This window comes from Acinetobacter sp. V102_4, assembly GCF_031799005.1.
GTDB classification, from domain to species: Bacteria; Pseudomonadota; Gammaproteobacteria; order Pseudomonadales; family Moraxellaceae; genus Acinetobacter; species Acinetobacter calcoaceticus.
On the sequence record NZ_JAVQNR010000051.1, the window covers coordinates 79,206 to 98,595 of the forward strand.

Genomic DNA, 19,390 nt, shown 5'->3' on the forward strand with positions numbered 1-19,390 from the left:
TATGTATCTCGCAAATTCAGAACGATATCAATCATTTCAATATCGAAAAATTAAAAATAGTGGTTTGGTATTACCACCATTGTCACTTGGTTGCTGGCATAACTTTGGCGATGACACTCCAATTCAGCAACAAAAATCGGTACTTTACACGGCGTTTGATCAGGGAATTAATCATTTTGATCTGGCCAATAATTATGGAACACCTTTTGGAAGTGCAGAGAAAAATATTGGGCACTTTTTAAAAACTGACTTCAAGCCATATCGAGACGAACTCATTATTTCGACAAAGGCAGGCTGGGACATGTGGCCTGGACCTTATGGACAAGGTGGTAGCAGCCGAAAATACCTAATGGCTAGTCTTGATCAAAGCTTACAGCGACTGGGGCTTGATTATGTCGATATTTTTTACTCACATCGTTATGACCCAGAAACACCGCTTGAAGAAACAGCCAAGACACTTGCCGATATTGTGCAGCAAGGTAAAGCACTCTATGTGGGGATTTCTTCTGGATATACACCAGAGTTAACTTTACAGTTGATAGAATTGCTTCAGGCTTATCACGTTCCACTTACTTTGCATCAACCGATTTACAATTTTTTTGAACGTCAGATTGAGCAAGGTTTAACAGAGACCGCTAAACAAGAGGGTTTTGGTGTAATTACGTTCTCACCACTGGCCCAAGGCCTATTGGCTGGACGATATCTGAATGGTGTGCCTGAAGACTCACGTATTGGGCGTGGTAGTCGTTATTTACAGTCAGAGCATCTCGTTTCATTGAAGCTACAGCAAATACAGCAGTTAAATGAAATAGCAAAGCGTCGAGACCAAACACTGGCTCAATTGTCATTATCATGGGTTTTACGTGATGAACGGATTACATCGACAATCATTGGTGCTAGTCGTCCCGAGCAGATCATCGAAAACTTAAAAGCATTGCAAAATACGACGTTTAGTGCAGATGAGTTGACTCAGATTGACGCTATTCTAAATACGCCATAACTCTATACAAAATTTGCAGCATGGTTTTGAAGGAGCCAATGCTGCAATTTCTGTGCATTTTATTTATTAAAAGCTAAGTTTCACAGTTGCACCTATGGTACGAGGCTGACCTAAACTAGCGAGAACAATACCATTAGAAGAGTTCCATGTATTGGTCACATAGGTTTGATTGGTGAGGTTTTTCACCCATAGCGCAACATCCAGTTCATTTTCACCAATACGATGTCGTGCACCCAGACTTGCATTTGTTAATCCATAGGCTTTGATGACACTGTACGGGTTATTATCTAAAGAGCCATATGACCAATCTCGCCAAGCATAACTTCCTGAAACATAGGGCTGCCAGTTATTGTGTTCAGCTAAGTCATAACGGAAATTGAAGTTTGCAATCCACTTCGGTACGCCATATACACGCTCTCCAGACAGATCTTGTGTATTTACACCTGTTGGAATGCTGATATTGGATGGAGCAGGCGCGTTTTTATATTCTGTATAGGTGGTATCGTTAAGAGAGCCATTAAAATTAAGTGTAAGGCGACGAATAGGTTGATAGGTTGCATCGAGTTCAATCCCTCGGCTGCGTACTTTACCTGCATTTGCCAATACACTCACGACAGAGTTACCCACTTGTTCATAGCTTGTGGTTTGGTAGTCAGAAACATCAATCCAGAATATATTGCTATTGAGCTGTAAGGTATTATTAAGAAAATTTTGTTTTAGTCCAATTTCATAGTTATCTGCTTTTTCAGGATCAACCTTTAACGAGTTAGCACCCGCTGCTGGTGCAGAACCAATGCTTAGGTTAAAGCCACCAGATTTCTCGCCGTGTGAATACGTTGCATAGGCCAGTGTGCTCGGATTTACCCGATAGCTGCCAGTCAGTAAGCCAGAGTAACTTAAACCATGTTGCTTCAGTTCACCCGAGTCGTATGCGCCAAGCTGGGCATTTAGTAAATTACGCTCTGCCGCACTTAAACCCGAAACTGGAGTACCCCCAATAGGGTCGGTTCTATAGATACTGGCAGATTTATCTTCATAGGTGACTCGTGCACCTGTGGTGATGTCTAACTTCGGTGTCGCATGCCATGTACTTTGACCAAATAGTGCTGAGCTTTTTGTCTCAGTTGTCCCATAAGAATATGAGTCTCGATTATTCAAAATATTTGATTGACCATTGGCAATTAAGTTTCTCACGCTCGGTACGTTATAAAGATAGAATGCGTCAGCCGTATCTCCATATAAAGAGAAAGTCGTATTGTCTAACTGTTGCTGAAAGTAATATAGGCCCGTTACCCAATCCACTTTTTGGTTTCCAGCAGAGGTTAGGCGTAATTCTTGAGAATACTGTTTATCTCGAACCGAAACACCGGCATTCGTCAATGCATTTGAGCTAATAAAATCACTGTTGGTAGGGGTGAAGCTCCAAAAGCGGTATGCACTGATCGACGTAATTTTTTTTCCGCTATCTAGCGACCAATTCGCTTCTGCCGATCCACCACCTTGCTCAACAGACATATGTTGTGGGGCATCTGAATGAATTTGTTTATCTTTCCAGTTGGTATAAAGATTTTTGGCACCTGACTGTGTGGCATTTTCTAAGTAACGATTGTAGTTATTGCCATATACGGTACTGTTAAACGTTGGCCCAGCGTAGTACACGACCATCGCGCCTTGATCATCATCTTGCTTGTTGTAATCTGCAATTAGACGTAAATTAAAATTCTCTTGCGGCTTCCAGAGAATTTGACCGCGGACACCTTCGCGATCTGTATTGTTATAATCTTTACCATTATAGGTATTATGAATAAAACCATCTTGAGTTGTTTTATAAAAAGAGAGTCGGCCTGCTACAGTTTCGGATAGAGCATCTGAAAATGTTCCTTTAGCCTGCAAATAATTGCGTGAACCAAAAGAAATTTCAGCAGAATGGTCTGGGTCGAAGGTAGGCTGTTTTGAGCTAATGTTTAATAAGCCCGCCGTGGTATTTTTACCAAATAATGTCCCTTGTGGCCCGCGTAATAATTCGAGTTGAGCAATATCTAATAAATCAAATACAGCCATGCCGGGGCGACCTAAGTAAACATTGTCCAGATAGACCCCAACACTAGCTTCCAAACCATCACTGGCTGGGTTATTACCCAACCCCCGAACCGCTACACTCGATTGACGTGGGTTCAAAAAAGCAACATTAAGGCTGGGTAGGGCTTGTTGTAGATCTTCAAGTTTACTGAGTTTTTGTGTTTCCAGTGTTTTTGCACTTAAAATACTAATTGGTGTTGGAACATTTTGCGCTTTTTCTTCACGTCTTCGTGTCGTCACGATAACATCAGCAAGCTGAATGACATCATCTGCTTTATTGTTTGACTGTGAATTTGACGTACTGGCTTCTGTTACCGCTGCACTTGAAGTAGCGGAAGTGTCCTCGGCATAGACGATAGATGAATATCCTGCACACCCTATAAGTGAAATAAACAGACTTTGCGTGATTTTATTTAAAACTAATCTTTTTCTCTTGAAGTGAAAGGTGTGCTTTTGAACTGACATTAATGACTCCATTTTGTGTTTTCTTTGTGATGATTTTAATTTTTATGTAATTGAACACTGTCATTATCAGTACAAACTTAAGTTTATATTTTGATGATCTTATCTTTATATCTAATAGTAATTTTTTTAAAACATAGGCCTTTTAAAATACTGTTCAGGCAGCAAATATAAAAGCCAGCATTAGGTGCTGGCTTAGTTCAATCTAAAGACTAATCTCTTCGTTATTTTTATGCTTCAAACGGTTCTAGCTGATCATTCTGTAATAATCTTCGTTGTTGCACATTTTCGATGACACCATTTTCTTTGACATAAGTTGCCCATTCTTTGAGTAATTCATCGAGCTTTTCTGGATATTGTTTTGCCAAATCCTGAGTTTCGCCTTTATCATCTTTAAGGTTATATAGCTGCCAGCGATTCGGGCCATTTGGCGCAGGGATGAAGAGCGCTTTCCATTCTCCTTTGCGCAGAGCCTTTTGACCAAATAACTCCCAGCCTGTGACATGATCTTCACTGTGAATATGATCTTGTTGTACTTGTAAATAAGGTAAGATCGAACGGCCACGGAGTGGTACCAATTGACGACCTTTATACAACTGACCAGGATGCTGAATATTTAAATAATCCAGTAGGGTGGGTAGTAAATCCATGACCGTCAAGAACTCGTGACTGATCTGATTTTGGCGTTTAAACCCTGCGTAGTGAATGAAAGAAACTGTTCTAATTCCACCTTCGCTAGTATGGGCTTTATATAGACGAGCAGGAGCAGTGGCTGCTTGTGCCCAATGTTCTCCGTACCAAACATATGAGTTTGCTCGTCCAATATTATCAATACTGTTGTCGTAATATTGCTCGATAATTTCATTAAGTTGGCCACCAAAGACGGGCAGAGCTTCAAGTTGAGCGCCTTCTGCACCATTGTCTGATAAAAAAATAATAATGGTATTGTCTAATTCCCCTCGATCTTTGAGATATTCCACTACACGTCCAACGTTTTGATCCATACGATCTACCATGGCCGCATATACTTCCATAATTCTTGAAGACTTATCACGTTGCTCTTGAGTAAGATTTTCCCAGAATGGAGTTCTAGCGAGGACAGGGTGAATCGTTGTTTCCGCATCAACCAACTGAAGTTGCTTGAGTTTCTCAAGGCGCTGTTCACGCAATTTAACGGGGCCATCCGCATAACGACCTTTATATCGATCAATATCTTCCTGAGGTGCCTGTAAGGGCCAGTGCGGTGCAGAGAAAGGTAAGTATGCAAAAAAAGGACGTCCTTGGCGTGCTTCATCATCTTGTAAAAAGTCTAGAAGGCGAGTGGTAAAATAATCTGATGAATAAAACCCTTGGGGTAGTTCTTCCGAAAACTTATCATCTTCTGCATAGAGTCCTTTTGTTGACTTAAGTAAGCGTGGAATTTGGTCTTCTGGAATATCCGCTTCAAATAGATAATGATTAGCTGCACCTGGTAATAGTGCAAAAGAACGTTCAAATCCTTTTTCAATTGGAAAATATTCTGGCTTTATACCCAAATGCCATTTTCCAGACATAATGGTGTAGTAACCCGCATCTTTTAATAATTCTGGTAATGCGGCAACTTTGTTATTTAATACACCTTCGTAGCCTTCTTTACCTTCAAGTTCTGGGGTAAGGGCCTCTGCCATGGTTCCTAAACCAGCTAAATGATGGTCAGTACCTGAAAGTAACATCGCACGAGTGGGGGAGCAGGTTGACGCCGTATGAAAATTAGTCAGTCTTAAGCCGTTTAATGCTAATTCATTCAAATGAGGTGTATTGATTTCTCCGCCAAAAGCACCTAAATCTGAAAAGCCTAAATCATCTGCCACAATCAATAAAATATTAGGTTGGTTTTTGATATTTACATCTGTCATGTTTTATCCAACAAAGTGACTAAAATGCTTAGTGTAAATATGACAAATTTTTATTCTGTTTCTATTCTGACAGTTATCTCCTAATAAAATCATATCATTATGACAAAAGCAGATATATCAAAGAAACTTAGTGGTACTGTTGAACTGATGAGTCTGTGCAATATCGCTTAGCTTTGCAAAGTCCAAAATAAAGATTTGATTGTATTTAACCTCAATGATGTTTTGGTTCGAAAGCGCTGCTAGTTCTTTATTAATGCTTTGTCTTGAAGTCTGCAAAAGCTCTGCCAGATTTTCCTGACTCAATTTGAGATTCAGTAAAATTTTATCTTTGTCCTGATAGGAATGATAATCCACTAGAAAAACTAGTTTTTTAGCGAGACGAGTTTGCAATGTTTCAGTTGAATAAATGAAATTTTGTTCACGATTTAGCTGTGTTCTTACACAGATTAATTTCAACACCATAAACAAAGCATCTGCGTTATTTCTGATGACATCCATAAACAATTGACCGGGAAGGTTGGCAATTACCGTTCTACCTTGTGCAATGTGATCGTGAAGGAGGGGTTGACCCGTTACGATCGGAACAATATTGATTAATGTACCTGATGGCACAAAAATATCGGTGTGATATTTGCCTTGAGATGTGCTCCAGCCAAGTTTAAGCGCGCCTTCAAGCAAAATATTGATATCAGTGCACGGATCATTTTGATTGTATATCGTTTGATTATGATAATACTTTCTTATTTTTAAATGCTGAATAAGCGTAGATTTGTCTGTATTAGATAAAGATTGAATAACCTGATAATTTTCTAAAATACGGATACTTTTATGAATAAATTCATTCGTTATAATTTGATGATCAGAAGATTGTCCGCCGTCAAAATCATTCTGATATTTTGAGATAGGATTCCTGAACTCGATAATTGATGATGCTTTCATGATAAATCAGAGATATAAACTAAGATTTTAAACAGCTTATCAGAGTTAAAATTTATTCAAATTTCAAAAAAATATAATTTCATATTTAATTTTCATATGTGCGTGTTATTAATTATTTAAATATCAAAATATTTTTTTACGTGATGGATTGTCTCTGAAATAACAGAATATGCCGCCGTTTCTGATAAAAATTAAGTCATATATTATGACAGGAAATTAAGATGACAACATTTATTCAGAAACCAGCACAACAACTACAGGTTAAAAAATTAACTGGTCGAATTGGGGCTGAAATATCAGGCATTCATTTAAGCTCTGAGCTTGATTCATCCACAGTTCAGTTTATACACGATGCGCTATTAGAGCATAAAGTACTCTTCTTTCGTGGCCAGCAACATTTGGGGGACACGGAACAAGAAAAATTTGCAGAATTATTTGGATCACCCGTTAAACATCCAACAGTACCAGCAGTGGATGGCACAGATTTTATTTTTGAACTTGACTCACAAAAAGGTGCACGCGCCAATTCTTGGCATACTGATGTAACTTTTGTGGATGCCTATCCTAAAATTAGTATCTTGAGAAGCCTAATCATCCCTGAAACAGGTGGTGATACAACTTGGGCAAATACTGAAACTGCTTATGAGGATCTTCCTGAGCTTTTACAGCAATTTGCTGAGCAATTGGTAGCTGTACATTCAAATGAATATGATTATGGTGGACCAAAACAAAATGTCGAGCCAGAACAACTAGAGAGACTAAAGAAAATTTTTGTATCTACCAAATACGAGACAGAGCATCCAGTAGTTGTGGTACATCCAGAAACTGGCAAGAAAAGTCTATTACTGGGGCATTTTTTCAAACGACTTGTGGGATTCAGTCAAAGTGATTCACAGCTTTTATTTAATATTTTACAAGAAAAAGTAACGCGACCAGAAAATACCGTGCGCTGGCAATGGCAGGAAGGAGATGTGGTGATTTGGGATAATCGCTCTACGCAGCACTATGCGGTTAACGATTATGGAGATCAACATCGCGTTGTCCGCCGAATTACGCTTGCAGGTGAAGTAACGACTGGCGTACATGGCTTAAAGGGTAAAACCACATTACCCAAAGATTTATCAGCAGAACAACTCGAAAAAGCCAAGCTTCACGCCGTTTTAAATGCCAACTAAAGACTATTTTAAACATGCAAAACGTCACTGTCGTTAAGCAGTGACGTTGTATATGTTGTTGAGAAAAACGATATGGCCACACTATCAAAACGTAATCGATTTATCTGGATTATTCCTGCACTTATTTTTGTCGCTTTGCTACTGTTTATTTTCAAACCATCTTCATCAGCACCTTCAAAAACAATAAATCAGACGGAAAACATTGTAAAAATTAGAATTGCAGTACCTGATTTAAGCAGTAGTGAAAGACATAGTAGCGGCACACCACTGGTCGATTATATTTATTTAAATCAGCTACTCGAAAAAGCATTTGCAAAGAACAATATTCAGATTGAATGGCAATTTTTTAAAGGTGCAGGGCCTGTAATTAATGAAGCCTTAGCCAATAAGCAACTAGACTTTGCTTTTTTGGGTGACTTAGCTGCAATTATTGGTAAATCAAACCAAATCGATACCACGTTATTGGTGGCGACTGGACGACAGTTAGATGCCTATTTGGGTGTTTTGCCAAATAAAGGATATACCAGCTTAGAACAGTTAAAAGGTAAAAGAATTGCGATTTTTCAAGGAACTGCTATGCAATTGTCGTTTGATCAATATATCGAGCGATATGGCTTTACTGAAAAAGATTTTCGCATTATTAATTTGGATCCTGCTGCGGCCAATGCAGCACTTGCAGCTAAGCAAGTTGATGCTAGCTGGGGTTTGATGCCAATTCTAGCGCTCAAACAGCAGAAAATTGTAGAGGTTCCTCTGAGTACTGGGCAGAGACAGGATGGAGCTGGAACAATTCAATCAGGTCTGGTGGGTCGTAGTGAATTTATTAAGCAACATCCTGAAATTGTCCAAACATTGGTCAATACGGTTTTACAATCAGCACATTGGGTCTCACAGTCTGAAAACCGGGGCAATGCCATTCAACTTGTCACTAAAAATGCAGGATTACCAACGGAACTCTATGCATTGAGTTTACAAGACAAAGCCTTAAAAACAGTTTTTTCACCACTTTTGGATGAATATTATCTAGGGCATCTACAGGAAGGTGTACAGACTGCATTAAAGGCCAAGCTGATAAAACGCGATGTTGATGTAAAACAATGGCAAAATGCTGAGTTTGTCGAACGAGGGATTCAACAGTTGAATTACGTCAATTATTGGAATTCTTCAAAATAAAATTATTAAATGAAGCGGCTATGCAAAAAGACCTTAATCGAGGTCTTTTTTATCATATTTTAATAATAACGTATCCATATTCCTTAGATATTGAAAACCGCTAATACAAAATACAGTCAGTCATAATCATTAATGTGATTGGAAACTACATTAATAATTATTATTTTTAGAATATTTTTTGTCCGATTAACGGACAAAAATCTCATAAAGCGGTATTTTCTCTCTTCTTTTTATATCCTTAAATAAACTTAAAAATTAGTTTATCCATTACCTAATGGAGATTAACTTATGGAAATCTTAAAAACAAAAATTGCAATTAGAGGCTCAGGGCTAAAGGGGCTACCAAACAGTGAAATAGAGATTCTAGCTAGTAGTGCAAAGCATCGCATTGAACTATCTAAAGGTATGAATGGTAAGCAAACCGTAGTCGATGGATAGACCTAAGTGCTCAAAGACTGGATGTAAACATATCAACAAGAAGATTGGAAAACGATTATTAGAATTTAAATTATTTTTTGGAGTTAAATATGAGATTTAAAAAAGGATTTTTAGCACTCAGCCTAGGTTTGCTCTTTATAAACTTGGGATGTACAGATAATGATAGTGCTGATAACAATGGTGCTGAAAGTATTTATATTAATGGAAAAATTTATACCGCTAAAGATAGAGACTCTTTTCAGCAAGCCATCGCCGTTGCCCATGATGGAACAATTATAAAAGTGGGTAGTAACGAAGAAATTAAAAAAATTGCAGATAGCAATACACAAGTTTTTGATCTTGATAACAAGGTTTTAATGCCAGGTTTAATCGATAGTCATATTCATGCTTTAGCTTCTGGTGTAGAGACTGTATTAGCAACCATGGATAGTGACGATACAACCATAGATATTTCTAAGGTGGAAGCAAAACTTAGACAGTCAAGTTTGGATGGTACAGGTGTTGCTGGAGATGTTCTATTTTTAAATGGTTTGTCATCAGAATATTGGGAATTAGCTGACCAACTCTCCAATGTATTTAACAATAATGAATGGAAAGATCGCCCAATTGCCTTGGTGGGTAGTGACCACCATACGGCATGGGCAAATCAAGCACTTTTAAAAAAAGCAGGTATAGATGCAAACTTCGTTCAGCAATTAACCCCAGAGGATCAGCAAAATATTGCACATAATGAAAAATTTGAGCCAACTGGATTTGTGGTCGATTCAGGCTGGGATATGGTGAGTGATAAAATTCCATCTGTATCACATGATCTGCTTTATAAAGGCTCTAAAGAAGCGGTCAAATACTATAACAGTTTGGGTCTCACGGCATGGATGGATATTGCTGCGAATGCCAGTCCCAATAAGGGAATTACCAATATTAAAAATACAGAGGAAACATTAGGGATGATTCCAATGTATAAAGAATTATCTCAGAAAGGAGAGTTAACGGCGCGAGTTTCTGGGTTACATGTAATTAACTCAAAAAGTACGCCTCAAGTTTTTAACATCATTGAGTCAATCAATAGCAAATATAAAAACATAGATAACTTTAATTTAATTGGTGTAAAGGTATTTGCGGATGGAGTGTTAGAGTTTCCCGCCCAATCGGCTGCACTACTTGGCCGATATTCTAATAGTAACAAGCAAGGGACTTTATTATTTGATCCAAATACCTTTAAGTTAGTTGTTGATGAAGCTGACAAGCGAAATATGCTGGTTCATATCCATGCTGTTGGGGATAGAGCTGTACAGGAATCTTTAAATGCAATTGAATATGCTCGTTCAAAACGTCAGAGCAATGTCCCACATAGTATTACTCATCTCCAGCTCGTAGACCCTAAAGACTATAAGCGCTTTAAACAAAATAATGTGATTGCTTCTATGCAACTAGCATGGGCCTACGAAGACAGTTTTAACAAAGAACTGGTAAAACCTTATATTGATGCAGCTTCTTATAAGGGGATGTATCCTGCACATTCGTTGTTGGTTAACGGCGCGACAATTGCAGGCGCAAGCGATGCACCAGTTTCAACCGCCAATCCTTTTGTTGCTATGGCTACTGCAATTACAAGAAAAGGAATTGAAGGAGATGTTTTAAATCCAGCGGAAGCGATTGATCGAGATACAGTATTTAAGGCTTATACGATTAATTCGGCTAAGGCACTTTATTTAGATAAAAGCATCGGCACGCTCGAACCGGGCAAAAAAGCCGATATGATTTTAGTGGATCGAGATATTTTTAAAGTTTCGCCTGAACAGTTGGCTGAAACAAAGGTGGTATGGACCATTTTTAATGGAAAGAAAGTTTATCAGCGGTAATAAACTAGAAAGCTTTGTATCTATAATTTTAACGAAAAATCAAAGATACAAAGCTTAAGAAAAATCAATTATTTGATTTTGAAAGGATCTTCAACCGCTGGGGTGCCTACATTATCCCAGAAGTTTTGTAGTACAAATCCATACTCCGATAAGTTTTCTTTGAAAGGCTCAAGCATTTGGTCTGCGGAAGGCTTTTTCCAGTCAGCTTGTAATTCACAAGCTAGACTAAAGGTCGTTACTGGTTCTGCACCAGCATTTGCCATGCGTAATGTAGCGGCCTGAACCTCATATTGATTCCATGTTCCACATGCATCAATGACTGGGTATACTTTATATCCATCATTTAATAGCGATAGTGTTGGGAAAGTACAGCAAGTACCAATGGTTACGCCTGCAATAATAATATGGGTTCGACCTGTTGCTTCTAGTAAATTAATAAGTGCTTTACGAAAAGTCGGATCTTCATATGCATTAATGATCCCCGTACGTCGATAAATTGAATTATTTGGGAACAATGACTTAATTTCTGGGAGAGTGTCGCCATTTTGCCATTGCGCATTTGATGAGGTAATTAATGTTGGAATATTAAGAGCTTTAGCCGTACGTGCTAAACCAAGAACATTACTTTTTAATTCAGCTAGGCTTGAAGTATCACGAACGCTAGCCATTAAACCAACTTGATGATCAATAAGTAATAAAACGGTATTCTCTGGGGTTGGTTTATCATAAGCAAACAAACCTAGATTTTTTGCTTCTTTTGGTGAGTTTGTATTCGCTTTTATAGTATCAGTAATAGGGCTGATAATATCTTCTGCACGGATTGATGTAGTCATTTTTAACTCCGAAGAATAATTTGAGACGAGAAAGTACGGAACTTAGATTTAGGAAGATCTAAGTTCAGATTTGGATTTTTAGGCCAGATGGATTAAATAGTGTTTAAAAAATAAAGACTTATCTGAAGGGCTGAATGCGAAATGGTATGTCCCGTAGCGGGTAAAATATTCAACTCAACATTTAAGTTGGCTGCATGCATTTGTTGATATGCACTTTGGCTTTCGGTTGGAGGAATGACGGCGTCTGACTCACCATGAATTAATAAAACTTTCGTATTTTTATTAATTTCATTATTGATTGGACTTGCTAATCTTCCAGCGATGCTAATCAGCCCAGCAATAGGCCAACGCCCTGAAACGACCGCATCTAAAGCCATTATTGCACCTTGAGAAAATCCTAAAAAAACGACTTTATCTAGGTGGTTTTCCAATTGGTTTTGAGTAATGATTTCTTGGATTTTTTGGTCAAAATGAGGTCTGGCTTCTTTAATCCGACTAAATCGATTCTCCTCATCAACCCCAGCGATACTAAACCACTGATAGGCCTCTTTACTGTTCATAAAGCTAAAAGGAGCATTGGGTGCGACAAAATTTAAATTAGAATGATTGGCTTTAAAAAATTCTCCAACTGCTTCTAAGTCTTCACCATTACTACCTACGCCGTGTAATAAAATTATAAATAGATCTTTCATTTTAATACCCTGAATGAGCTGAATATTTGGTGTTTAGATGCCATTCATACGATGGCATCTCATCTATTAACGAGCTTAGTTTTTAAAAGATTTACTTAAAGAAAACGATCCATCACCAATGAGTGCCAGAGTAACTAAAGAAATAATCCACATAAATGGGAATTCCCAACCACCATTAGGGTTTGTAAAAAAGAAACCGGCAGCACCATGTACAGTAAATATTGCACCCAATAAGACTGGAATTAGTGCAATCGCAACAATTCGAGGTTTAAAACCAATCAATAATAATATTGCTCCTAAAATCTCCCAGAGAATAGTTACATATGCCATCCATCCCGGAACTCCAACAGATTGAAAAAATTGTGCTGTACCTGCTGGTGTAAATACAAATAGTTTGAGACCAGCATGGGCAAAGAAATAAAGCGCTAAGGTTATACGGAGTAGTAATGCCGCATAAGGAGCTGTGTTAGATGTATTCATTTTCTATCTCGATGAGAATTAACTTGATGAATACATACTACTGTTGATTTTTTAAGTGATTAAGTAGGCTGAAATTGAATATTTATTTCTATTTTGGAAATAATTACTCGTAAATTTCCCATTCGGCAGGGTACGCATATTGCTCTTTTAAGTAATCAATCAGGGTTCTCACCTTGTTGGCTAGATGTTTTGCAGGAGGGTAAACCGCATAGAGACCTCTTCGCGGTAATTCATAGTTTTCTAAAATAGGAATAATCTTTTTGTCGATAAGTGCATCTTTTAAAATAAACATAGGTAATCTGGCGATGCCAAGTCCTGCTATGGTTGCCGCTAAACAGGCTTCTGTATTCGCAAAATGAATCCGACCATTCACATTAATGGTATGTAATACATTCGAAGGTGATTTCTCAAAAAAAGTCCATTCATATGGATCTTTAAAATTTGTATCAATTATGCAGGAATGAGATTCTAGGTCTTGAAGACTTTGAGGATAGCCAAATTTTTCTAGATAAAGGGGAGATGCGACTAATAAAAATCTAATTTGAGATAAAGGAGTCGCAATTAAATTGTTATCTTTAAGCTCGCCTATTCGAATGGCGATATCAAATCCTTCTTCAATGACATTCACCGTGCGGTCGGTAAAACTCACATCTAATTCAATTTGACTATAATTTTGTGCAAAGTTAACCAGTGTTTTACTTAGTTGTACTGTTCCAAAAGAATTAGGAGCACTTATTTTTAGTTTTCCGACTGGGGCTCGAGATTGATTTTTAATACTAATTTCAATTTCATCAAACTCTGACATGAGTTGCTTAATTCGGTGGTAATACGCTAATCCCAGTTCTGTGGGCTTCAATGAGCGAGTTGATCTTTTTAGAAGCTGTACTCCCAATTCGTTCTCTAACTTTGAAATGAGCTTGGATGCTTGTGCTACGCTTGTATTTAAATTTTCGGCAGCTTTAACAAAACTTCCTAGTTCAATGATCGAAATAAACATTCGATTACATTCCAGTCTATTCATATAAGTTTATTTTTTACTTAATTAGTAATCGTAAGTTGAATTCCTAAGTAATTCAATTGGTGAAATAACTATATGGGATCAAAAGATAAATAATATATTTAAAGATGGGGATGGTTTAAAGTTTGGTTATCGGTTCTAAAATTAAATGCAGTAGTTAAGTTTAATTACTCTTATTCTGAAGCTTTAATCAATCTTTACTTAAGATTTTCCTTAATTGTATAATTAAATGAAAAACAATAATTAATTAAATAATTTCTAGCCAATTTCACATTGACACCTTAATTTTTGAAGATTAACATTTGCGGGCTGGCCTACATTGCCAGACGGTTTTAGCAGACCGTATACGACCGCATCAGGATTATTTCTTCTGAGGAATAGTTTTGTGCGTAAGCTCCTCGTTCCCTCCCGTAGCGGTAGGACGGGAGAGGGACACCCTCGGGTGTGCTGGTTGTCGTACCAGTCTGCTAACCCTCTTTCGTTCTGCCACCATAATTTATAATGCTCTGGCAGAACTCCATATATAAAGGAGTTGGCTTTGCACATTCATTATTTATTGGCAACCATTGCCAAAATTCACTATAACGACACAACTTAAACTTTTTACAAAGGTTTGATCGCCGTTCGGCTTTTCAAGCTTTCATTCGTTTCGTCTAAAAACTTATATCAACAATAAACCTTGAGATGTGCCCAGCACAGTCTTTATGGCTTTGCTATGCCTTTTTTCTCCCAGAAAAGTATCTCTTTTAGAAACAACAAGAATTTATAACGGTAAAACTATGTCAAATTTAGAAATCTCTTCCAAAAAATTACAGGTTATTCGCACGGCGATACGCTTATTTACCACCTATGGTTTTCACACAGCGGGAATAGACCTGATTGTGAAAGAATCTGGAATAACCAAAACCACTTTTTATAATTACTTTGCCTCAAAAGAGCGCCTGATTGAAATGTGTATCGCCTTTCAAAAGAGACTCCTTAAAGAAGAAGTGTTGTCTATTATCTACTCAAACCGTTACTACACTTCAAGCGATAAACTCAAAGAAATTGTGCGTTTACATGTCTGTTCTAATAGCCTGTACCACTTATTACTCAAAGCCATATTTGAAATTAAACTCGTTTATTCGCAAGGTTACCGCATGGCGATTGAATATCGAAAATGGCTACTTCATGAGATTTTTGATCTGATTTTTATTCTAGAAACTTGTACAATAAAACCCGATGCCAACATGGTGTTAAACCTAATCGATGGCTTGATGATGCAGTTTCTAATTTCGAACAGTTTAGAAGAAAGGGATGTGATGTTAGAGCAGTTTTTTAAACCAAACATTTGAATGAAAAAGAATAATCTAAAAATATGATGTGATGAGTAGACCATGAGCCTTACGATGAGGCAAGTTCATCAATTGAATTTAGTTTTGGGGAGTCATTAAGCCAACTAATCTTCAATAGTGGCTTAATGAATGTGTTTTAAAGAGAGGGGACTTATAAACTAATAATGTAATTAATTAGTTTATAAATGAGCAAATAAATGCCTCGTAAATCGTCATTAATTTTTGTGGATCTTTATGCATTCTTTCCATTACTGCAATTCCTCTTACAAATGTTAATATGACTTCTGCAGCTTCTTCCGCAGTAATAGATAACGATTTTTCTAAATTTTTCTCTGATAATCGCACAACCATAATAAGCTTTAAATCATTCATAAAGTCTCTAATACTTTGTTGAATTTGCTCGCTAGTTACGTCTATTTCAATCAACATTTTTGTTGTTAAACAGCCTCTCGATGGAGTTCCTTTAGTCATGTTTTCTAGTGCTGTTTTGAAAAAACCTCTCAAAACATCTTGTAGAGAATCACCTACCATTGCTTTTTTTACATTTTTTATAAAATTATCTGTATAGATTTTATAGGCATGTAGAAAAAGAGCTTCTTTACTTCCATAAGCATTATAAAGAGAACCTCGTTGAACACCTGTAACTTGGGCAATTTCAACAAAAGAGGTCGCTTGCCATCCTTTGTTCCAAAAAATATCGAGCACGATAGGTAAGACTATTTGCTCATCAAACTGACGAATACCAGACAATTTACATTCCTTATACTTGACAGGGGTGTCAAATTTGACAACACTGTCAAAGATAACTGTGGATTATCAAAATTACAGAACAAGATTTCAAAAAAAGAAGAGGAAAGTATAAAATGAGTACCCTAAATAGTCAGTATAAATTTCTTAATATTGTTGAACCAGAAGAACATAGAGGAAAAATGACCTCTGAAAATTTAAACAAATACACTGAGGATTTTACGAAACCAGCCTTATTTAAAAACTTGGCATTAATAGATGATGAACTAAAGTCTCGCCAATTTTTTGGTGAAATTGACGAGAACTTAGAACTACAGTGGCGAGTAAAGAATGGTAATAGTGGCGTTACTATGCGTAGTAAGGATGGCGAATCAGACTATAATTATGTAACCGGAAAGATTGGTCCAGCAAAAGAATTCTTAAAAAATATTTTTGATGATCAATTGGATGTCTATTCACACTTAGGAACAATTTCTTCTGGTTACAATGATCCATTCCCTTGGGGGAAATTAGCATTTAAAAAAGTTCGTGAATCTATTTTTAAAAATAATTGGTTTGATATTCCTAATTGGATAGTTACAGGGCATATGTTTTTAGGAAATAGTACTCAAGATTATGGTGAACCTCAGAACGGTGCGGTTGGGTGATGTCTTAGTGAATCCCCCATTCGAATGGCATAAGGTTCTTAATGCAAAAGGTCTGAGCATAGGTGCAGCATTTCGAGTAATAGATGCAGATTATTTAAAACAACTAGAAGAAAGAAAAAACTTAGATGTATCGAGAGTAGACGTTTTTAATAATTTTGAAAATAGTGAAGAACTCGCTCATTTCTTAACAAGTATTAATTATGCTTCTCGAGATTTAAATAGAGCCCAAATGTTACTGAATGATCTTGAATATGCTTATCTTAGAAAAAAAGCACCTATTGAGTCAGTTAATATCGGTCATAAATAATAAAAATTAGCTATTACAATATTCTTTGTAATAGCTATCTTTTAGTCTTGGAGGTAGAAATGGATATAACGTCAATAGATTATCCAATTGTTACAAGTGATAAATTAAGATATTCAGATACTGATCGTCAAGGTCATATAAATAATGCGTTGTTTTCAACATTTCTTGAAACCGGTCGTGTTGAATTAATTTATAACCCTACTATTGTCATTAAACCCCATGATGCTGAGTTTGTTATCGCAAATTTAACTATTAAATATATCCATGAAATTTTATGGCCAGGTACTGTCGAAATAGGGACAGTTGTAAAAAAAATTGGAAATAGTTCACTTATTTTTGAACAAGGAATTTTTCAAAATAAGCAACTTTGTGCTTCAGCTGAGACTGTTATTGTTCAAGTTAATGTTGAAACTCGTAAAGCAATGCCATTGAATTCTGAGACAATTGAAGGACTTAAAAAATACCTAAAATCAGAGTAAGTATTTTAACTTTATTAACTTACATATTGGAATTCCCATGAAGAATCAAAATAAATATTGGGTAGGTGTATTATGCGGTTTAATTGCTGCTTTTATTTGGGCAGCTTTTCCCGTAATGACAAGATTTGGAGTAGCCAGATCAAATCTTGATGCATGGGATATGACATTTCTCCGTTTTATTTTTTCAGGCTTATTATTATCTCCATATTTATTTTATTCTTCTATTAAGCACAAGCAAAAGAAAATTCCAATTATTGGGATAGTAATTATGGTTGTTGGTCTTGGTGCTCCTTATATGTTAGTTATTGCTCAAGGCCTAAAATTTGCTCCAGTAGAACAATTTGCGGCTGTAACTCCAGCCAGTATGATTGCTTTTTCTCTTATATTGAGTGTGATTTTCCTTAAGAATAAAATACTCAATAATGAATACCTTGGAATATCCATAATCATAGCAGGTGTTATCTTAGTTGGTTTCTTTGCCTTTAATGGATCAAGTATTTATTCCTACCTGCTTTTTTTACTTGGTGGCGTTATGTGGGCAATGTATACCGTAGCATCTAGATATTATTGTGACTCAGCTTTATATGCTACTGGATTAGTTTCATTTTTTTCAATGTTATTTTATTCACCAATCTATTTTTACTTAAAAGGATTGGATATTTTCTCTATACCTATAGGAGTACTTTTACCTCAAATTATTTATCAAGGCTTTTTTGTTTCCATTGTCGCTCTTTATTTTTATAGTAAATCTGTATTTTTATTGGGCTCTACTGTGGGATCGGTATTTGCTGCACTTGTACCAGCTTTAGCGACAATTATCTCAGCAATTTCTTTAAATGAACTTCCTCATATTTCGTCTGTAATTGGCTTACTGATTATCACGGTGGGTATGATTATTACGATAGTTAAATGGAAAAGTTCTACTGAAATCGAAACATAATTTTTTAATAAATAAAAGATTAATATAAATGAGTAATATAGTAAAAACTGCATTAGTGACTGGTGGTATGGGTGGTATAGGTCAAGAAATTGCAAAAAAACTTCATGATAGGGGATTTAATGTAATTGTTACTCATTCTCCTCATAATTCAAAAGTAAATGAATGGCAAGCTAAGCATAAAGAAGAAGGATATGATTTTATTTGTGTTGGAGTTGATGTTTCCGATTATGATTCTGCATCTCTAATGTTTAAATATTTGGAAAAAGAAGGTCATTCAGTTGATATATTAATTAACAATGCTGGAATTACCAAAGACGCTTCTTTTAAAAGAATGACAGTTGAGGATTGGAATTTAGTCTTAAGAACTAATCTTGACTCTATTTTTAATATTACACATCAATTTATTGATGGAATGATCGCTAAAGGATGGGGGCGTATCATTAACATCGCTTCTGTAAATGCATCTAAAGGTCAATTCGGTCAAACTAATTATTCGGCAGCAAAAGCTGGAATGATTGGTTTTTCAAAGGCCTTGGCCTTAGAGTTGGCAGAGAAAGGTGTAACTGTTAATTGTATTTCACCAGGCTATCAAGAGACCAAAATGGTGATGTCAGTTCCTGAGGAAATTCGTAATAAAATAATATCCTCTATTCCAATGAAACGACTTGGTTATCCAAAAGAAATTGCAGAATTAGTAGCTTATTTATGTAATGACGATGCTAGTTATATGACAGGAGCTAATCTTCATATCAATGGCGGACAATATATGAGTTGATCATTTCATACTGATAAAGGAGGTGTTGAAGCGATTTTTATTAGATGAGCAGACCACAGTCGCTGTGCGGTAAGGTGAGACGCCAGTTAACTTCAGTTTTGAATGACAATGCAAG

General features: G+C 36.6%; 19 protein-coding genes. 11 read left to right on the forward strand and 8 right to left on the reverse strand.

Translation table 11 applies throughout. The features are described 5' to 3' along the window. Position 1: 1 nt before the first annotated feature. On the forward strand, positions 2-1,000 hold the full coding sequence (gene mgrA / locus RMB13_RS16225) for an L-glyceraldehyde 3-phosphate reductase (protein WP_311085787.1): 999 nt from the start codon (positions 2-4) through the stop codon (positions 998-1,000). A 66-nt stretch (positions 1,001-1,066) separates the two neighbouring features. On the opposite strand, the gene RMB13_RS16230 is transcribed toward mgrA, so the two are convergent. The 3 genes from RMB13_RS16230 to RMB13_RS16240 all read right to left on the reverse strand — a co-directional run bounded on the left by RMB13_RS16230 (position 1,067) and on the right by RMB13_RS16240 (position 6,375). Next, positions 1,067-3,556 (reverse strand): TonB-dependent receptor, encoded by a 2,490-nt coding sequence (locus tag RMB13_RS16230; protein ID WP_311085788.1) that lies wholly within the window; start codon positions 3,554-3,556, stop codon positions 1,067-1,069. 215 nt (positions 3,557-3,771) lie between these two features. Beyond that, the gene (locus tag RMB13_RS16235) at positions 3,772-5,436 is read right to left on the reverse strand and encodes an arylsulfatase (protein ID WP_311085789.1); all 1,665 of its coding nucleotides are present in this window, start codon (positions 5,434-5,436) and stop codon (positions 3,772-3,774) included. 117 nt (positions 5,437-5,553) lie between these two features. Next, entirely contained in the window at positions 5,554-6,375 is an 822-nt protein-coding gene (locus RMB13_RS16240) for a Crp/Fnr family transcriptional regulator (RefSeq protein ID WP_311085790.1), read from the reverse strand. Between the two features lie 221 nt (positions 6,376-6,596). On the opposite strand from RMB13_RS16240, the gene RMB13_RS16245 reads away from it, so the two are divergent. From RMB13_RS16245 to RMB13_RS16260, 4 genes are all read left to right on the forward strand, one after another. Beyond that, positions 6,597-7,550 (forward strand): TauD/TfdA family dioxygenase, encoded by a 954-nt coding sequence (locus tag RMB13_RS16245; RefSeq protein WP_004701542.1) that lies wholly within the window; start codon positions 6,597-6,599, stop codon positions 7,548-7,550. A 72-nt stretch (positions 7,551-7,622) separates the two neighbouring features. After that, positions 7,623-8,723, forward strand: a complete 1,101-nt coding sequence (locus RMB13_RS16250; protein ID WP_311085792.1) for an ABC transporter substrate-binding protein — start codon at positions 7,623-7,625, stop codon at positions 8,721-8,723. 288 nt (positions 8,724-9,011) lie between these two features. Next, positions 9,012-9,161 carry a hypothetical protein gene (locus tag RMB13_RS16255; RefSeq protein ID WP_311085793.1) on the forward strand — a complete coding sequence of 50 codons (150 nt, stop codon included), beginning with the start codon at positions 9,012-9,014 and terminating at the stop codon, positions 9,159-9,161. Between the two features lie 89 nt (positions 9,162-9,250). Further along, positions 9,251-11,023: an amidohydrolase gene (locus RMB13_RS16260; RefSeq protein ID WP_311085794.1), complete on the forward strand. Its 1,773-nt coding sequence runs from the start codon at positions 9,251-9,253 to the stop codon at positions 11,021-11,023. Between the two features lie 68 nt (positions 11,024-11,091). On the opposite strand, the gene RMB13_RS16265 is transcribed toward RMB13_RS16260, so the two are convergent. From RMB13_RS16265 to RMB13_RS16280, 4 genes are all read right to left on the reverse strand, one after another. Beyond that, the gene (locus tag RMB13_RS16265; protein WP_311085795.1) at positions 11,092-11,856 is read right to left on the reverse strand and encodes an isochorismatase family protein; all 765 of its coding nucleotides are present in this window, start codon (positions 11,854-11,856) and stop codon (positions 11,092-11,094) included. Between the two features lie 92 nt (positions 11,857-11,948). Further along, positions 11,949-12,548 carry a dienelactone hydrolase family protein gene (locus tag RMB13_RS16270; protein WP_311085796.1) on the reverse strand — a complete coding sequence of 200 codons (600 nt, stop codon included), beginning with the start codon at positions 12,546-12,548 and terminating at the stop codon, positions 11,949-11,951. A 75-nt stretch (positions 12,549-12,623) separates the two neighbouring features. Then, positions 12,624-13,028, reverse strand: a complete 405-nt coding sequence (locus RMB13_RS16275; protein WP_281834009.1) for a DoxX family protein — start codon at positions 13,026-13,028, stop codon at positions 12,624-12,626. Between the two features lie 103 nt (positions 13,029-13,131). Beyond that, a complete protein-coding gene (locus RMB13_RS16280) occupies positions 13,132-14,025 on the reverse strand; it encodes a LysR family transcriptional regulator (RefSeq protein ID WP_045432059.1) in 894 nt (297 codons plus the stop codon). Positions 14,026-14,825: 800 nt separating this feature from the next. On the opposite strand from RMB13_RS16280, the gene RMB13_RS16285 reads away from it, so the two are divergent. Then, entirely contained in the window at positions 14,826-15,380 is a 555-nt protein-coding gene (locus tag RMB13_RS16285; protein WP_311085797.1) for a TetR/AcrR family transcriptional regulator, read from the forward strand. Positions 15,381-15,554: 174 nt separating this feature from the next. Here RMB13_RS16285 and RMB13_RS16290 read toward each other — a convergent pair whose 3' ends face one another. Beyond that, positions 15,555-16,130: a TetR/AcrR family transcriptional regulator gene (locus RMB13_RS16290; protein ID WP_311076830.1), complete on the reverse strand. Its 576-nt coding sequence runs from the start codon at positions 16,128-16,130 to the stop codon at positions 15,555-15,557. 113 nt (positions 16,131-16,243) lie between these two features. On the opposite strand from RMB13_RS16290, the gene RMB13_RS16295 reads away from it, so the two are divergent. The 5 genes from RMB13_RS16295 to phbB are packed head-to-tail and all read left to right on the forward strand — an operon-like array spanning position 16,244 to position 19,275. Beyond that, on the forward strand, positions 16,244-16,774 hold the full coding sequence (locus RMB13_RS16295) for a hypothetical protein (RefSeq protein ID WP_281834001.1): 531 nt from the start codon (positions 16,244-16,246) through the stop codon (positions 16,772-16,774). 7 nt (positions 16,775-16,781) lie between these two features. Beyond that, positions 16,782-17,081: a hypothetical protein gene (locus tag RMB13_RS16300; RefSeq protein WP_311076831.1), complete on the forward strand. Its 300-nt coding sequence runs from the start codon at positions 16,782-16,784 to the stop codon at positions 17,079-17,081. A gap of 59 nt (positions 17,082-17,140) precedes the next feature. Continuing rightward, a complete protein-coding gene (locus RMB13_RS16305) occupies positions 17,141-17,560 on the forward strand; it encodes a thioesterase family protein (protein ID WP_311076832.1) in 420 nt (139 codons plus the stop codon). Positions 17,561-17,597: 37 nt separating this feature from the next. Further along, entirely contained in the window at positions 17,598-18,500 is a 903-nt protein-coding gene (locus RMB13_RS16310; protein WP_311076833.1) for a DMT family transporter, read from the forward strand. A gap of 28 nt (positions 18,501-18,528) precedes the next feature. Next, positions 18,529-19,275: an acetoacetyl-CoA reductase gene (phbB, locus tag RMB13_RS16315; protein WP_311076834.1), complete on the forward strand. Its 747-nt coding sequence runs from the start codon at positions 18,529-18,531 to the stop codon at positions 19,273-19,275. The last annotated feature ends 115 nt before the right edge of the window (positions 19,276-19,390 follow it).